This is a genomic window from Pseudomonas sp. NPDC098740 (assembly GCF_044760065.1).
Taxonomy (GTDB): Bacteria; Pseudomonadota; Gammaproteobacteria; order Pseudomonadales; family Pseudomonadaceae; genus Aquipseudomonas; species Aquipseudomonas rossensis.
The window spans coordinates 12,105-28,748 of the sequence record NZ_JBIWAM010000023.1; the positions used below are offsets into that span (position 1 = coordinate 12,105).

The window sequence follows — 16,644 nt, forward strand, 5'->3', positions numbered from 1 at the left end:
CGTGAAGCCTTCGCCGGCTTCACGGCTGCCAAATAGTGGCACTATACTGGCGTCATAAAACCAACAGGTGATGTGACATGAGCCAGCCGAAACTTCTCGACACCCCGCTTTATGCTTTGCTGCACAAAGACGACATCACAGGTTTCAACAACGAGCGCCCCAAAGACGGACCTATCGACATGGTCGGTGGCGATTTCCGGGGTCTGGACCTGCGTGAACTGAACGCCGACGGCGTCGACTTTACCGATGCCTACTTCCGCTCCGCCGACTTGCGCGGCATCGACTTTCGTAACGCCTCCCTTGAAGGCGCGAGCCTTGCTCACGCACAGATCTCCGGCGCCTACTTCCCGCCAGAGCTGAGTGCTGACGAGATCCTGATGTCGATGAATTTCGGTACACGACTGCGTTATCGCACCCGCTAACATCCGTTTCACTTCCCAGACACAACACACCTTGTGGGAGCGAGCCTGCTCGCGAAAACGGTGTATCAGTCGACATAAGGGTTGAATGTCACACCGCTTTCGCGAGCAGGCTCGCTCCCACAGAGATTGCACCACCCTCCGCTACTGCATTCTCAGCCCCTTCGAACGCTTCAGGACCTTGCCTCTTAGAAGCTTTTGCGTCGAAACCGACCAAACAATCACGCTTTTCCTACTGATGGCTACACTCCTGAGAAGCTCGCCCACGCACCGTTCGGCCGTCGCAAGGAGGCTTGATGAATGATGAACTGCAGCACCTGAAGAATCTTGGCAAGACGTCGGCGCAGTGGCTGCATGCCGTGGGCATCCACAGCGCCTCGGACTTGCGTCGCCTGGGGGCGGTGGATGCTTATCGGGCCGTGCGCACGCGCGGGTTTCGGGCGTCCAAAGTGTTGTTGTATGCCATCGAAGGCGCCCTGATGGATGTGCACTGGAATGACATTCCCGCCGAGCGCAAGGACGCCTTGAACAAACAGCTGGAAGCTATCTCGTCACGTCACAAGAACTGAACGGACGCAGCAGCCATGTACCTACTTGGGGAACAACCGGCTTACGCCGACGCGCTGATCAACCGACTGCAACATATTCCCGTCCGGCTGCTGGAAGGTTTGATGCCCTGCGGACCGAGCCTGGAATTTTCAGCCGTCGATGATCTGGCCGTCCTGTTACCCGGCAATCAACTCTTTGTGCTGGAAAATGGCCTGCTGCATGGATGCATCGACGAGCGGGCATTGTTCTATCTGCACGAGGGAGATCTGATCGGCTTGCGCCAGGGCACAGAGCTGCCGCGCTGCCGCTTTCGCAGCGATAGCCCCTTGGCTCTGACGCCTTATCTGCGATCCGAGGTTTTTCAGCATATCTATGCCGACCCGGAGCGTTCGGAGCTGTTCCTTCAATACATGGCCGGTCAGTCCGCCCTGCTGTCCGACGCCGTCGCCCGCCTGAAACAACCGGAGTTTCGAAACACCAATGGCTTTCAGCGCGTGGCCAGTGGCGAAGTGTTGATCCGTCAGGGCGATGAACCGGATCAGGTGTTCGTCATCATTGATGGCCACGCCGAAGCCTTTGTCGACGGGCATAAAGTCGGCGATATACCCAAGGACGAGATTTTTGGCGCCATGGCGGTGTTTACCGGCGAGAAGCGTAACGCCAGCGTGATCACCAGCGAACCCAGCACTGTCATGCTGATCCCCAAGGACCAGTTTCTCAGCCTGACCCAAAGTAATCCGAAGATCGCCCATAGCCTGATTGCGAGCATGGCCCGACATATCGACCTGCTGAACAAGCAGATCATTCTGATGAGCTCGCTCAACCGCACAGGCTGAAACCCAATGATTACGGGCGTTTCCAGCGAATGGGCAGCGTATTTCAAATTACTGAGAAATCAGCGGTTGACTTGGTAATGAGAATCGCTATGATTATCACAACTGGTCGCGAGACTGGTCGATATTTGAAAAGCCCTTGGTTCGGACTCTCAGATATCTCCTCATCAGGCTAATCACGGTTATTTGACCCGGCTCTTGCCGGGTCTTTTTTTGCCTGGAGAAAAGTCGTTCGATCACTTGCCAAATTGCTTACGCATTTGTACGCAGTAATCCTGCGGTGGCTTGGCAGGCGTGTACCAGACGTAATCCGCCATGGCCGGTGTGACCTCACTACCCTGCTCCGCCAGCATCAACACTGCAGGCGCCTGAAGCTCTCCCAGATCAAGCACATGAATGGGCACGCTGACATCCTTGCGCGCATGGTAAGCGCCGGCAAACAGCAGTGAAGGAGTGGGTGCCGCCAGCAGGCGTTCGGCCATCCGTCGGTCACGTTGTTGCTGGACCGCCAGCATCGCCGGCATCTGCGATTCGGGCAGCAGACCACAGTGGGAGTCGCTGACTTGCTTCAGCAACTCGTCCTTGACTGAAGCTGCGTTGGAACGCGAACCGCTCAATGTCGGAGGATTGGCGTAAACGGCACGGACTTCAAGCGTGTCCAGATTGGCTGCCAGCAGCGGATATGGCTGGGTCAGGGCGAAACGAACGATCGGCCCGTACAGATTCCAGTCCCAACCAGACTGCCAGGCTAATGCACCGGGTAAATCCACCGGTGGTGTCGAGGCGTGACGAACGTCATCGACGCGCAGCTGTTGATCCGGCGTGAGCATTTCCAGCAGCAGACTGCCTTGAGGTCGCCGCTCACTCAGCGACTGCAATAACCAAAGCTGCAGTTCATGGTGATCGCGATTGTCATGTTGCTCACCCACGATCAGCCGTGAAGACGTCTCCAACCGCGCAACCAGTTCCTCTGCCGTGATGGCCTGACCGCTGCGCAAGTCCCGAATCTCGCCGACAACCGGTGGCGGAGTCGAAACATGCTGACAGGCACTCAGCATCAGCATCAGCAAGACCAGCATCAAAATCCCACGCATGTTTTTTACTCCATAAAAAACTCAGCGGGCGATGATCAGCGGATGCCCACGCTCCGGGTGCTGCTGCACCAGCACTTCCAACCCGAACACAGCCTTGAGTGGTTCCGGGCGCAACACCTGCTCCGGTGTATCGAGCGCCACAGGGCGCCCGCCTTCGAGCAGTAACAGGCAATCACAATAGCGCGCTGCCAGGTTCAGATCATGCAGGATCACCAGCACCGCTGCGCCACGATTGGCGAACTCGCGCACGGCTTGCAACGTGGTGTGCTGATGAAGCGGGTCGAGCATCGACGTTGGCTCATCGAGCAACAACGTTTGCCCCGCTTCGCCCGGCCAGAGCTGCGCCAGAACCCGCGCCAGATGCACCCGCTGACGTTCGCCACCGGACAAGGCCAGATAGCTGCGGCCACTCAAATGCCCGGCATCGGCTGCGTGTAATGCGGCGGCGACGATCTCATCATCGCGGACCCGACCGCTTTGATGGGGTAAGCGGCCCATGCCGACCACCTCTTCGACACGAAAGGCGAAGTCCAGGGTCGACACCTGCGGCAATACCGCCAAACGCTGCGCTCGCGCCGTCCCCGCCCAATCGCTCAACTCGCGCTCGTCGAGCCAGACGCTGCCATGATGAGCCTGCAACTCGCCGCACAAGGCGCCGAGCAAGGTGCTTTTACCGGCGCCGTTAGGTCCCAGCACACCGAGGACTTCGCCCGGTTTGAGCTCAAGCGTAATGTCCGTCAGGACAATCTTTCGGCCCCTACGGATTTGCAGATTTTGCGTTCGCAACATCAGGCACGCCCTCTGAGCAATAAGTACAGAAAGAACGGCGCACCGATAAAAGCAGTGACGATCCCGATCGGCAATTCAGCCGGCGCCAGGGCCAGTCGCGCCACCAGATCGGCAAATAACAAAAGACTGGCACCCGCCAATACTGACGCAGGCAACAGCACCCGATGATCCGGACCGGCCAGCAATCGCACCAGATGCGGCACCACCAGACCAACAAACCCAATCATCCCCGCTGCGGCCACCGCAGCACCGACACCCAACGCCGTGCAAAACACCAATTCGCGCTTGAGCCCTTCGACGTCGATGCCCAGGTGACCAGCCTCCGACTCACCCAGCAACAATGCATTCAAGGCCTTGGCCCGGCGCGGCAACCACAACGCCACGCCGGCACTGATCAGTAGCAACGGCCAAAGTCGCGAATAGCTGGCGCCATTGAGGCTGCCCAGGTTCCAGAACGTCAGGGTGCGCAGCGTCGCGTCATCCGCCAGATAGGTGAACAGCCCCACGGCAGAGCCGGCCAGCGCAGTCAACGCAATACCGGCCAGCAGCATGGTCGCGACATTGGTCTGCCCGTTACGCCGGCCCAGTCGATACACCACTGCCGTCACGCCGAGCCCGCCGAGAAACGCGCACAGCGATAACAGATACGGCCCGAAGGATTCAGGCAGGCCGCCGAATACCGAGCCACCGACAATCGCAATCGCCGCGCCCAATGCCGCACCGCTGGAGACGCCGACCAGCCCCGGATCGGCCAGAGGATTACGAAACAACCCCTGAATCGCCACACCGGACAATGCCAACACCCCTCCCACAGCCAAACCCAACAAGGTTCGCGGCAAGCGAATCTGCCCGAGGATCAGCTCGGCCTGTTCCAGTCCGTCGGGCGCGATCGGTACACCCACCAGCCGCAGGGCTGCACGCAAGGTGTCGAACAACGGCAAGCTCACCGGCCCAAGCGCCAACGACAGCCAGATGGCCAAGACACACAGCAGGATCAGACCAACGAATAAAGCGCGGGGTTTAACCAGGATGGTCATTGGCCGGTCGAACCGGGGTAGAAAGCGTCAGACAGCTTTTTCAACGCATCGGGTAGCCGCGGCCCCAAGCCCCCCACCAACAACGTCGGATCAAGCTCCATGACTCGCCCGTCCTTGGCCGCGCGGGTCGAGGACAGGATCGGGTTCTCCTTGAACAACGCCGCACGTGCCGCATCGCCGGTCAGTGCCCGATCGGCAAATACCAGCACCTCGGGATCCAGGCTGACCAGGGATTCGACAGAAAAGGGTTTGTAGCCGGTATGCGTGGCCAGATTGTGCCCACCGGCCTGTTGCAGCAACCAATCGGCGGCGGTGTCCTTGCCGGCGATGAGCGGTTTGCCGCCCGCGTGACCAAGCAACAACAGCACGCCCGGCGATTTTTCCTTCAACTGCGCCCGAATGACCCGGATCTTTTGCTGATCGAGTTGCTGTTGATAAGTCTGAAACACCTGTGAGGCCTGATCTTCAGCGCCGAGCAACTTGCCCAAATGCTGCAAATTACCCTGCAAGGTCGGCAGATCCGGCTGGGCCGAGAACAGTTCGACCTGCACGCCTGCACTGCGAACCTGCGAAAGTACCGGTGGCGGTCCCATTTCCTCGGTGCCGACCAATATCTGCGGGCGTAAGCTCAAGATGCCCTCCGCCGACAACTGCCGCTGATACCCGATGCTGGGCAATGCCTTGAGGGATTCAGGGTGCTGACTGGTGGTGTCGACACCGACCAGTTTCGATTCACCGCCCAGCGCGCTGATCCACTCCGATAAAGCTCCCCCGGCACTGACCCAACGTTGTGGCAACTCGGCCGCTGCGGCGTTGTGGCTGACGAGGAGTCCGACACAGAGCGCAGCAACGCGGGTACTCAGGCGCATAAACAGCTTCCTTTAAGGGTTTTCCCGGGCATCGAGATGACAGGCCACGTATCCTTGGCGCCTGGCATCCGTAACCGAAGGGCAAGGCGGCCATTTGATAATTGTTTGCATTTGAACGTCAAGCTCGGACATATCCGGTCACGAGCCGCAGGACTTGAGGATAGACATGAAGTTTCTTTGCGCAGGCGTTGAGCTGGCCGATGCCAGCAGCCGCGGTTTCGACATCGACGGCCAAAAGCTCTTTGCCGTGCGCCGTGGCGGCCAGATTTACGTCTACATCAATCGCTGCCCGCACCGTGGCGTCGGACTGGAATGGAAGCCCGACCAGTTTCTCGACCCCAGCAACAGCCTGATCCAGTGCGCGACCCACGGCGCACTGTTTCTGATCGAAGACGGCGAATGCGTGGCCGGTCCTTGCGCCGGTCAGTCCCTGACCACCATCGCCTGCCACGAAGACGAGCAAGGGATCTGGGTCAGTCTTTAGCCGTTCAGCAACACGTCCAGACGCCGATCGACCACCATTTCTTCGTGGGTTAAGTGCACGCCATAGGCCAGCACCTCGACCCCGCACGACACCGCCTCACGCAAGGCTGCGGCGTAGGCCGAATCGATTTCTTCTGCAGGACGCACGGCGTCGATGCCGGTGAGATTGACGCAATACAACTGCACCGCACGAATTCCGTCCCGGGCCAAATGGGCCAATTCGCGCAGATGCTTGGCCCCGCGCTGGGTCACCGCATCGGGAAACGCCGCCACCGAAGAACCATCGAAGCCCAAAGTGACGCTTTTGACTTCCACATAAGTCGGCCCGCTTGGGTAATCGAGGCGAAAATCGATGCGACTGCTCTCCTGACCGTAGGCCACTTCACGCTTCAGTCCGGTAAAGCCGTTCAATTCGGTGATGACGCCGGCTCGCAGTGCCTCCTCGATCAAACCGTTGGCCCGCCCGGTGTTCACACAAAAAAAGCGTCCCTGCGGGGTTTCGCCGATTTCCCAGGTACCGGGCAACTTGCGCTTGGGGTCATTGGAACGGCTGAACCAGACCTGCCCGCCCTCAACTTGGCAATTGAGCATCGAACCGGTGTTCGGGCAGTGAATGGTCAGCAACTCGCCGCTAACGGTTTCGATATCGGCGAGAAAACGCTTGTAACGACGAATCAAACGGCCTTCTTCGAGTGGCGGATGAAAACGCATCAGCCTTGCCAGCTCTTCAAGCCGCGCGCAATCCGCTCGACCGCTTCTTGTAGGCGCGGAAGACTTTGGGTGTAGGCAAACCGCACATGATGGCCGGCCTGATAACGACCGAAGTCCAGACCCGGAGTAATCGCCACGTGTTCGGTTTCGAGGAAATGTCGGCAGAACGCGAAGGCATCACCGCCGAACTTGCTGATATCGGCATACAAGTAGAAAGCGCCTTCAGGTTCAACGGCGATACCAAAGCCCAACTCTCGCAGGGCTGGCAGCAGGAAATCCCGACGACGGCCGAATTCGGTGCGACGTTCTTCCAGAATGCTGATCGTGGCCGGTTCGAAGCAGGCCAGAGCGGCGTGCTGAGCCATACTCGGGGCGCTGATGTAGAGGTTCTGGGCGAGTTTTTCCAGCTCACCGACCGCCGCTTCCGGCGCCACCAGCCAACCCAGTCGCCATCCTGTCATGCCGAAATACTTGGAAAAACTATTCAGTACAAAGGCACTGTCATCGACTTCCAGCACGCTGGCCGCATCAGTGCCGTAGGTCAGACCGTGATAGATCTCATCCACCACCAGATGACCGTGACGCTCCTTGATCGCAGCCGACAGGCCCGTCAGCTCATCGCGGGTCAGGATCGTCCCGGTCGGGTTCGCTGGCGATGCCACCAACGCACCGACGCTGTCGTGATCCCAATGGCGTGCAATCAGGTCCGGCGTCAGTTGATAGCGCACGTCTGGACCGACCGGCACCAGTTGCGCTGCGCCTTCCACCAGCCGCAAAAAGTGCCGGTTGCACGGGTATCCCGGGTCCGCCAGCAGCCAGTGCTTGCCCGGATCCACCAACAAGGCGCTGGCCAGCAGCAGCGCCCCGGAACCGCCAGGCGTGATGAGGATTCGCTGCGGATCGATGTTCAAACCGTAACGTTGCTGATAAAAGCCGGAAATGGCCTCACGCAACTCGGGAATGCCACGCGCGGCGGTGTAACGGGTCTTCCCCGCCGTCAATGCGGCCTGGCCGGCCTGAATGATCGGCTCGGCGGTGGTGAAGTCGGGTTCGCCGATTTCCAGGTGGATCACGTCGTGACCAGCGGCTTGCAGTTCATTGGCCCGCGCCAGCAGCGCCATGACATGAAAAGGTTCGATCGCGCGACTGCGGGCACTGTAGGACTGAGCCATTAGCCTTCCTTCAACGGGGAAAAAAACCAATTCTACCCAAGCGCAGGAACGAGCGAGAACCTAAAGCGGTCAGACCGTTATAACGCGGATCTCAAACGACTCAAGCGTGTGTCCCAGGTTTGACTAAAATCAATAATTGATCAGGTCTCCAGCGCCACCAGACAAGGCTTTGCAATCATTTGCAAGCACAGCGGGCCACTACCTCGACATCCGGGAGTAGCGCGGTCCGATTTGATCTGGTAAGTTCGCCCGCTTGCAGCCGCAGGGCCGGCAGGTGTCGGTGATGGAGCAATCCTGCGCAATGGATTACAAGAGTAGAGGCGGTCCATTTCATGCCCACCCAAGCAAAGCAGCAAAACCAGTCGATCAGCGGCTTCGAACCCTACAAAGAAGTAAAGGGCGAGGAATACATGGGCAAGCCCATGCGCGCTCACTTCACCAAGATCCTGAATAAGTGGAAACAGGACTTGATGCAGGAAGTCGACCGTACGGTTGATCACATGAAAGACGAAGCGGCCAACTTCCCGGACCCGGCAGACCGTGCCAGCCAGGAAGAAGAATTCAGCCTCGAGCTGCGTGCCCGCGACCGCGAGCGCAAGTTGATCAAAAAGATCGACAAGACGCTGCAACTGATCGAAGACGAAGAATATGGCTGGTGCGAGTCCTGCGGCGTCGAAATCGGCGTCAAGCGACTGGAAGCCCGCCCTACCGCCGATATGTGCGTTGACTGCAAGACCCTGGCGGAAATCAAGGAAAAGCAAGTCGGCAAGTAATCTCGACTTGAACGAAAAACGGAGCGTGCGAACGCTCCGTTTTTGTTTCTGAAGCATTTTGACTTTAAATAGCCGCCATGACCGCCATCGCCTCCCCCACCTACATCGGGCGCTTCGCCCCCACACCCAGTGGACATCTGCATTTCGGTTCGCTGGTCGCAGCGCTGGCCTCGTACCTCGACGCGCGCTCGGTGGGTGGCCGCTGGCTGATGCGTATGGAGGATCTCGATCCACCACGGGAAGAGCCCGGCGCTCAAGCGGCCATTCTCAAGGCGCTGGAAAGCTACGGTTTCGAGTGGGATGGCGAAATGGTCCGACAGAGTGACCGGCATGATGCCTACGCCGAAGTCCTCAATCGCCTGTTCAATCACGGTCTGGCCTACGCGTGCACCTGTTCACGCAAAACACTTGCGCCCTACCACGGGATTTATCCAGGGTTGTGCCGCAACGCCGGTCATGACACTAAAGATGCTGCGATTCGCCTGCGTGTCCCCGAGCTGGAATATCACTTCATCGACCGGGTGCAAGGCGAATACCGCCAACACCTGGGCCGGGAAGTCGGCGATTTCGTGATTCGTCGCCGCGACGGGCTCTACGCCTATCAACTGGCGGTGGTGCTGGACGACGCCTGGCAAGGCATTACCGATATCGTCCGCGGCGCCGATCTGCTCGACTCCACACCGCGCCAGCTCTACTTGCAAGAACTGCTTGGCCTGCCGCAACCGCGCTATCTGCATATCCCGCTAATCACCCAGCCCGATGGCAACAAGCTCGGCAAGTCCTATCGTTCGCCGCCGTTGACCGAAGATCAGGCGACCCCTTTGTTGCTGCGTGCGTTGCGCGCATTGGGGCAGAATCCCGGTGCCGAACTGGCTTACGCCACACCACGGGAAGTGCTGAACTGGGGCATCGCCCACTGGGATGCAGTGTTGATCCCGCGCACACTCAACCTGCCCGAAGCACAACTACAGTGATCACACTTGCAGTGGCGCGCCCATCCGTTACCATCGCCGCACGTTTTCGGGCACGCGCATAAAAAAGAGAGGCCGGGATGTACATCTATCGCTTGGTCCTGCTCCTGGTAGTGGGGATTTATCTGTTCTCCCCGGCCATCATGGATTGGTGGATCGACGCCACTGGCGCCTGGTATCGCCCTTATCTGCTCTGGCTGATTCTGATCGTCGTGACCTTCATCCTGCAGAGCCAAAAAGATGCCGATGAGCTTTAGCCTGACCCAGATGATCCTGATCAGCGCCGCCTACCTGGCGGTGCTGTTCGGCGTAGCCTGGGTCAGCGAACGGGGCATGATCCCCCGGGCAATCATTCGCCACCCGCTGACGTACACCCTGTCGCTGGGCGTGTATGCCAGTGCGTGGGCGTTTTACGGCACGGTGGGCCTGGCCTATCAATACGGCTACGGATTTTTGTCCAGCTATCTGGGCGTCTCCGGCGCGTTTCTGCTGGCACCGGTGCTTTTGTATCCGATCCTGAAAATCACCCGCACGTATCAGCTGTCGTCGCTGGCCGATCTGTTCGCCTTCCGCTTCCGCAGCACCTGGGCCGGCGCACTGACCACGATCTTCATGCTGATCGGCGTGCTGCCGTTGCTGGCGTTGCAGATTCAGGCGGTGGCCGACTCCATCGGCATCCTCACCCGCGAGCCGGTACAACATCGCGTAGCCCTGAGCTTCTGCGCACTGATTACGCTGTTCACGATTTTCTTCGGTTCCCGCCACATTGCCACCCGCGAGAAACACGAAGGCCTGGTGTTCGCGATTGCTTTCGAGTCGGTGATCAAGCTGATCGCCATCGGCGGCGTTGGTCTCTATGCGCTGTATGGCGTGTTCGACGGCCCGCAACAGCTGGAACTGTGGCTGCTGCAAAACCAGACCGCGCTCGCCGCTTTGCACACGCCATTGCAGGAAGGCCCATGGCGCACGCTGCTGCTGGTGTTCTTCGCTTCGGCGATTGTGATGCCGCACATGTACCACATGACGTTTACCGAAAACCTCAACCCGCGCTCGCTGGTCAGTGCGAGCTGGGGCTTGCCGCTGTTCCTGCTGTTGATGAGCTTGGCGGTACCGCTGATTCTCTGGGCCGGACTGAAACTGGGCGCCACCACCAACCCGGAATATTTCACGCTGGGCATTGGTATCGCGGCCAACAGCAAGGCTTTGGCGCTATTGGCCTATATCGGCGGATTGTCGGCGGCCAGCGGTTTGATCATTGTCACCACCCTGGCCCTGTCCGGGATGGCGCTGAACCATTTGGTACTGCCGCTCTATCAGCCGCCAGCCGAAGGCAATATCTACCGCTGGCTGAAATGGACCCGCCGGGGGCTGATCGTCGCGATCATCATGGCTGGTTATGGTTTCTACCTTCTGCTGGGCGCGGAACAGGATCTGGCGAATCTGGGCATCGTCGCCTTTGTCGCCACCCTGCAGTTCCTGCCGGGCGTGCTGTCGGTACTGTACTGGCCGACCGCCAACCGCCGTGGTTTCATCGCCGGTTTGCTCGCGGGGATTCTGGTGTGGCTGGTGACCATGCTGCTGCCGCTGGTCGGCAATCTGCAAGGCTTCTACATACCGCTGCTGAACATGATCTACGTGCTGGACGACACCAGTTGGCACATGGCAGCGATCGCCTCGCTGGCTGCCAACGTGCTGATGTTTACCCTGATTTCGCTGTTCACCAACGCCAGCAGCGAAGAGGCCAGCGCCGCCGAAGCCTGTGCCGTGGACAACGTGCGCCGGCCGCAACGCCGCGAACTGCACGCCGCCTCACCTCAGGAGTTCGCCACACAGCTTGCAAAACCATTGGGTGCGAAAGCGGCGCAGAAAGAAGTCGAACAGGCCCTGCGCGATCTCTACCTGCCTTTCGATGAGCGCCGGCCTTACGCCTTGCGCCGCTTGCGCGACCGTATCGAAGCCAACCTCTCCGGCCTGATGGGGCCGAGCGTGGCTCAGGACATGGTCGAAACATTCCTGCCTTATAAGGCCGGCGGCGAAAACTACGTCACCGAAGACATCCACTTCATCGAAAGTCGCCTCGAGGATTACCACTCGCGCCTGACCGGGCTTGCCGCCGAACTCGATGCCCTGCGCCGCTATCACCGCCAGACCTTGCAGGAATTGCCAATGGGCGTCTGCTCGTTGGCCAAGGATCAGGAAATCCTCATGTGGAACAAAGCCATGGAGGAGCTGACCGGGATTGCCGCGCAGCGGGTGGTCGGATCGCGGCTGAGCACCATTGCCGATCCGTGGAAAGAGCTGCTGCAAGGCTTCATCAATCTGCCGGACGAGCATTTACACAAACAGCACCTGGCCCTCGACGGCCAGACCCGCTGGCTTAACTTGCACAAAGCGGCGATCGACGAACCGCTCGCACCGGGTAACAGTGGCTTGGTACTGCTGGTGGAAGACCTGACCGAAACCCAGATGCTCGAAGACAAACTGGTGCACTCCGAGCGCTTGGCCAGCATCGGTCGACTGGCCGCCGGCGTGGCCCATGAAATCGGCAACCCGATCACCGGCATTGCCTGTCTGGCGCAGAACCTGCGCGAAGAACGCGAAGAAGACAGCGAATTGAAGGAAATCAGCGGGCAGATCCTGGAGCAGACCAAACGCGTGTCGCGCATCGTTCAGTCGCTGATGAGCTTCGCCCACGCCGGCAGTCATCAGCACAGCGACGAGCCCGTCTGTCTGGCGGAAGTGGCCCAGGATGCCATCGGTTTGCTGGCCCTGAACCGACGCAATTTCGAAGTGCAGTTCTACAACCTGTGCGATCCCGACCACTGGGTCGAAGGCGACCCGCAGCGGCTTGCACAAGTACTGATCAACCTGCTCTCAAACGCCCGCGACGCCTCGCCTCCCGGAAGTGCGGTGCGGGTCAAAAGCGAAGCCGGCGAACACACGGTCGACTTGATCGTGGAAGACGAAGGCAGCGGTATTCCGAAGAACATCATGGATAGATTGTTCGAACCTTTCTTCACCACCAAGGATCCTGGCGAAGGCACCGGTCTGGGCCTTGCACTGGTCTATTCCATCGTTGAAGAGCATTATGGACAAATCACCATCGACAGCCCGGCTGATGTTCAAAGCCAACGCGGCACCCGTCTCCGGGTGACCTTGCCGCGTCATGTCGAAGCGACGTCCGCTGTGAACTGAGACCGTCGAGAGTATCGAATCAATGCCGCACATTTTGATCGTCGAAGACGAAACAATTATCCGCTCCGCCTTGCGCCGCCTGCTGGAACGTAACCAGTACCAGGTCAGCGAAGCCGGTTCAGTGCAGGAAGCACAAGAACGCTTCACCATTCCCACGTTCGACCTGATCGTCAGCGACCTGCGTCTGCCTGGCGCGCCTGGCACCGAGTTGATCAAACTCGGCCAGGGCACTCCGGTGCTGATCATGACCAGCTACGCCAGCCTGCGTTCGGCGGTCGACTCGATGAAGATGGGTGCGGTGGATTACATCGCCAAGCCTTTCGATCACGATGAAATGCTGCAAGCCGTCGCGCGAATCCTGCGTGACCGTCAAGCAGTGCAAGCCAGCGGTGAGCCGCTCGCCGGTAAAGCCGGTAATGGCGCCGCGAAACCGGGCGCCAGCAACAACAACGGCGAAATCGGCATCATCGGCTCCTGCCCGCCTATGCAGGATCTGTACAGCAAGATCCGCAAGGTCGCGCCAACCGACTCCAATGTCCTGATCCAGGGCGAATCCGGCACTGGTAAAGAACTGGTGGCGCGCGCCCTGCACAATTTGTCCAAACGCGCCAAGGCGCCGATGATTTCGGTGAACTGCGCAGCCATTCCGGAAAGCCTGATCGAGTCCGAACTGTTCGGCCACGAAAAAGGCGCGTTCACTGGCGCCAGCGCCGGGCGTGCCGGCCTGGTAGAAGCCGCCGACGGCGGCACCTTGTTCCTCGACGAAATCGGCGAACTGCCACTGGAAGCCCAGGCCCGCCTGCTGCGCGTGCTGCAGGAAGGTGAAATTCGTCGTGTGGGTTCGGTGCAGTCACAGAAAGTCGATGTGCGCCTGATTGCCGCGACTCACCGGGACCTCAAGAGCCTGGCGAAGATCGGCCAGTTCCGTGAAGACTTGTATTACCGCCTTCACGTGATCGCCCTGAAACTGCCGGCCCTGCGCGAGCGCGGCGCCGACGTCAACGAAATTGCCAACGCGTTCCTGGCGCGGCAGAGCGCGCGGGTCAACCGCACCGACCTGAAGTTCGCCCCGGATGCCGAGCAGGCCATTCGTCATTACTCCTGGCCGGGTAACGTTCGGGAGTTGGAAAACGCCGTAGAGCGTGCCGTCATCCTGTGCGAGAGCCCGGAGATTTCCGCCGAGCTGCTGGGGATCGACATCGAACTGAGCGATCTGGACGATGACGATTTCATCGGCCTGCCCCCACAACAGGGCAGCGCCACCGGTAACAATAGCCATGAGCCGACCGAAGACCTGTCACTGGAAGATTACTTCCAGCACTTCGTTCTCGAGCATCAGGACCACATGACCGAAACCGAGTTGGCGCGCAAACTCGGTGTCAGTCGCAAATGCCTGTGGGAACGCCGTCAGCGCCTGGGCATTCCGCGGCGCAAGACCGGAGTGGCCAGCGAGAGCTGAACCGTGCCTGTCTGATGCGCGAGTAACACGTCACCTTGTGAAAAAACTGTTACCTCAGCTTTTTCACGTAACAGAAGCCGGGGCTTACGGTAACGAAGCCCCGGTTTTTTTTGGCCTCTAAAAACCTCACCAGCTCGCCTAACCCCTTGTTTTACTGGGCCTCACAAAAGTTGGCACGCACCCTGCTATATGTTTGGTACAAGAACAATAACAAGCAATGCACAAGACAATAAAAATAAGACGTATCGACTCACGCACAATAAAAACAAGACGGCGAGAGGCGCAGCTAACTGATTCTTTTGGAGAGGCGTTGTATTTGGGGCTTGCCCCACGACCAGGCCGAGAACAACAAAAAACTGTCAAAAGACAGAGCCTGAACTGGTTGGATCGCAAGATCACTGCAACACAGCGACCAAAGCAATCCGTTTGCTCTTGGCTCCCGATTGGGAGGGTCGTGAAGGAAAAACTTCATGGCGAGGGCACTCAACAAAAACAAGAAGCCCGAATCAAAAATAAAAATAGAGCACGCAACTACTTTCTTGGGGAGCTTCGGCTCCCCTTGTAGTTTCTGCGATTCGGCATTCACGCTGCCCCTGTAGCTGCCGAGGCTGCGAGGCTGCGTTCGACTACGCAGTAGTCGCAATATGGGCAACCGGCTTTCTCCTGACACACCGCAATCTCAGGTTTTACGACGGCTTCGTCCGAACGCGGCCCGCACCGAACGCAGCCTCGCGCTGCTCGGCAGCTGCTACATGCCTATGCGTACCAGCCCCTGCTTCAAGCGCTTGCGCAGCTTCCTACACCATCCCCCGACTAAATGCTAGAATCCCCGCCCATCATGCGGTCATTCTTCGTTTTGGCCGAACATTCCTTCAAACAGTGCATCCCATGCTGAAGAAGCTGTTCCAGTCATTCCGTTCTCCCAAGCGTCATACGCAACACATTCGCAGCACGCCTGAAGTGCTCAACAGCGGCCAACATTCGCTGCAAAAGGCCCAATTCAGTCGCTACGCGGTGAACATCGTCGAACGCCTGCAGAACGCCGGTTATCAGGCTTACCTGGTCGGCGGCTGTGTGCGTGACATGCTGCTCGGCATCACGCCAAAAGATTTCGACGTCGCCACCAGTGCCACGCCTGAACAGGTTCGGGCCGAATTCCGCAACGCGCGGATCATCGGTCGACGCTTCAAGCTGGTGCATATCCACTTCGGCCGCGAAATCATTGAAGTCGCGACCTTCCGCGCCAATCACCCGCAAAGCGATGAAGAGGAAGACAGCAACCAGTCCTCGCGCAACGAGAGCGGGCGCATCCTGCGCGATAATGTCTACGGCACGCTGGAAGAAGACGCGCAACGCCGCGACTTCACCATCAACGCCTTGTATTACGATCCGGTCAGCGAGCGCATCCTCGACTACGCCAACGGCGTACACGACATCCGCAATCACCTGATCCGCCTGATCGGCGATCCGAAGCAACGCTACCAGGAAGATCCGGTACGGATGCTGCGAGCCGTGCGTTTCGCCGCCAAGCTGAATTTCGGCATCGAAAAACACAGCGCCGCGCCAATCCGTGAACTGGCGCCGATGCTGCGCGAGATTCCATCGGCCCGCCTGTTCGAAGAAGTACTCAAGCTGTTCCTCTCCGGCCATGCCGCGGACACCTTCGAGATGCTGGTCGACCTGCAGCTGTTCGATCCGCTGTTCCCGGCCAGTGCCGAGGCGCTGGAATACAACCCGACGTACACCCACACGCTGATCAGCGAAGCGTTGATCAACACCGATCTGCGGATCAAACAGAACAAACCGGTGACCCCGGCGTTCCTGTTTGCGGCGCTGCTTTGGCCTGCCCTGCCGGCTCGTGTATTGCGCTTGCAAGAACGTGGCATGCCGCCGATTCCGGCCATGCAGGAAGCCGCTCATGAACTGATCGCCGAACAGTGCCAGCGCATCGCGATTCCGAAACGCTTCACCATGCCGATCCGCGAGATCTGGGACATGCAAGAGCGTCTGCCACGCCGCAGCGGCAAGCGCGCCGACCTGTTGCTGGACAACCCGCGGTTCCGTGCCGGTTACGACTTCCTGCTGCTGCGCGAAAGCGCCGGCGAGCAGACCGATGGCCTGGGCGAATGGTGGACGGACTATCAGGACGCCAACGACAGCGAACGTCGCGACATGATCCGCGACCTCAGCGGCAAGGACGACGGCACCGGAGCTCCACGCAAACGTCGCCGCAGCGGTGGCGCCAAGCGCAAACGCACCGCCGGCGCACCGAGCGCGACGGGCGAGTAAT

At 59.4% G+C, this 16,644-nt stretch carries 16 protein-coding genes; 10 read left to right on the plus strand and 6 right to left on the minus strand.

The genetic code is table 11. The features are described from left to right. Window positions 1-77: 77 nt before the first annotated feature. The 3 genes from ACIQU2_RS22995 to ACIQU2_RS23005 all read left to right on the plus strand — a co-directional run bounded on the left by ACIQU2_RS22995 (window position 78) and on the right by ACIQU2_RS23005 (window position 1,804). The gene (locus ACIQU2_RS22995) at window positions 78-422 is read left to right on the plus strand and encodes a pentapeptide repeat-containing protein (protein ID WP_008015079.1); all 345 of its coding nucleotides are present in this window, start codon (window positions 78-80) and stop codon (window positions 420-422) included. A gap of 293 nt (window positions 423-715) precedes the next feature. Beyond that, a complete protein-coding gene (locus ACIQU2_RS23000) occupies window positions 716-988 on the plus strand; it encodes a TfoX/Sxy family protein (protein WP_003228231.1) in 273 nt (90 codons plus the stop codon). Window positions 989-1,003: 15 nt separating this feature from the next. Next, the gene (locus ACIQU2_RS23005) at window positions 1,004-1,804 is read left to right on the plus strand and encodes a Crp/Fnr family transcriptional regulator (protein ID WP_403144146.1); all 801 of its coding nucleotides are present in this window, start codon (window positions 1,004-1,006) and stop codon (window positions 1,802-1,804) included. Between the two features lie 233 nt (window positions 1,805-2,037). Here ACIQU2_RS23005 and ACIQU2_RS23010 read toward each other — a convergent pair whose 3' ends face one another. From ACIQU2_RS23010 to ACIQU2_RS23025, 4 genes are read right to left on the minus strand one after another with little or no spacing between them, the layout of a single operon-like run. Then, window positions 2,038-2,895, minus strand: a complete 858-nt coding sequence (locus tag ACIQU2_RS23010; protein WP_403144147.1) for a ChaN family lipoprotein — start codon at window positions 2,893-2,895, stop codon at window positions 2,038-2,040. Window positions 2,896-2,916: 21 nt separating this feature from the next. Further along, window positions 2,917-3,684 carry a heme ABC transporter ATP-binding protein gene (locus ACIQU2_RS23015; protein ID WP_403144149.1) on the minus strand — a complete coding sequence of 256 codons (768 nt, stop codon included), beginning with the start codon at window positions 3,682-3,684 and terminating at the stop codon, window positions 2,917-2,919. Continuing rightward, the gene (locus ACIQU2_RS23020; protein WP_403144150.1) at window positions 3,684-4,721 is read right to left on the minus strand and encodes a FecCD family ABC transporter permease; all 1,038 of its coding nucleotides are present in this window, start codon (window positions 4,719-4,721) and stop codon (window positions 3,684-3,686) included. Before ACIQU2_RS23020 ends, ACIQU2_RS23015 begins: the two co-directional genes overlap by 1 nt. Further along, on the minus strand, window positions 4,718-5,590 hold the full coding sequence (locus ACIQU2_RS23025; protein WP_403144151.1) for a hemin ABC transporter substrate-binding protein: 873 nt from the start codon (window positions 5,588-5,590) through the stop codon (window positions 4,718-4,720). Before ACIQU2_RS23025 ends, ACIQU2_RS23020 begins: the two co-directional genes overlap by 4 nt. A 166-nt stretch (window positions 5,591-5,756) precedes the next feature. Here ACIQU2_RS23025 and ACIQU2_RS23030 point away from each other — a divergent pair, with 166 nt between their 5' ends. Then, window positions 5,757-6,074 (plus strand): Rieske (2Fe-2S) protein, encoded by a 318-nt coding sequence (locus ACIQU2_RS23030; RefSeq protein WP_403144153.1) that lies wholly within the window; start codon window positions 5,757-5,759, stop codon window positions 6,072-6,074. Here ACIQU2_RS23030 and sfsA read toward each other — a convergent pair. Both sfsA and ACIQU2_RS23040 read right to left on the minus strand, forming a co-directional pair. Continuing rightward, window positions 6,071-6,784 (minus strand): DNA/RNA nuclease SfsA, encoded by a 714-nt coding sequence (sfsA, locus tag ACIQU2_RS23035; protein WP_403144155.1) that lies wholly within the window; start codon window positions 6,782-6,784, stop codon window positions 6,071-6,073. The genes ACIQU2_RS23030 and sfsA overlap by 4 nt on opposite strands. Continuing rightward, a complete protein-coding gene (locus ACIQU2_RS23040) occupies window positions 6,784-7,956 on the minus strand; it encodes a pyridoxal phosphate-dependent aminotransferase (protein ID WP_403144156.1) in 1,173 nt (390 codons plus the stop codon). Before ACIQU2_RS23040 ends, sfsA begins: the two co-directional genes overlap by 1 nt. 332 nt (window positions 7,957-8,288) lie before the next feature. On the opposite strand from ACIQU2_RS23040, the gene dksA reads away from it, so the two are divergent. The 6 genes from dksA (at window position 8,289) to ACIQU2_RS23070 (ending at window position 16,643) form a co-directional block, all read left to right on the plus strand. After that, on the plus strand, window positions 8,289-8,729 hold the full coding sequence (dksA, locus tag ACIQU2_RS23045) for an RNA polymerase-binding protein DksA (protein WP_007902025.1): 441 nt from the start codon (window positions 8,289-8,291) through the stop codon (window positions 8,727-8,729). Window positions 8,730-8,806: 77 nt separating this feature from the next. Further along, the gene (gene gluQRS, locus ACIQU2_RS23050) at window positions 8,807-9,703 is read left to right on the plus strand and encodes a tRNA glutamyl-Q(34) synthetase GluQRS (RefSeq protein ID WP_347803808.1); all 897 of its coding nucleotides are present in this window, start codon (window positions 8,807-8,809) and stop codon (window positions 9,701-9,703) included. A 77-nt stretch (window positions 9,704-9,780) separates the two neighbouring features. Then, window positions 9,781-9,957 (plus strand): hypothetical protein, encoded by a 177-nt coding sequence (locus tag ACIQU2_RS23055; protein ID WP_003176118.1) that lies wholly within the window; start codon window positions 9,781-9,783, stop codon window positions 9,955-9,957. Continuing rightward, complete coding sequence (locus ACIQU2_RS23060) at window positions 9,941-12,895, plus strand: sensor histidine kinase (RefSeq protein ID WP_403144159.1); 2,955 nt, start codon at window positions 9,941-9,943, stop codon at window positions 12,893-12,895. The genes ACIQU2_RS23055 and ACIQU2_RS23060 overlap by 17 nt, the downstream gene beginning before the upstream one ends. Before the next feature lie 22 nt (window positions 12,896-12,917). After that, window positions 12,918-14,354, plus strand: coding sequence for a sigma-54-dependent transcriptional regulator (locus ACIQU2_RS23065; protein WP_403144160.1), 1,437 nt, complete (start codon window positions 12,918-12,920; stop codon window positions 14,352-14,354). Between the two features lie 888 nt (window positions 14,355-15,242). Next, window positions 15,243-16,643, plus strand: a complete 1,401-nt coding sequence (locus tag ACIQU2_RS23070; protein ID WP_347803810.1) for a polynucleotide adenylyltransferase PcnB — start codon at window positions 15,243-15,245, stop codon at window positions 16,641-16,643. The last annotated feature ends 1 nt before the right edge of the window (window position 16,644 follow it).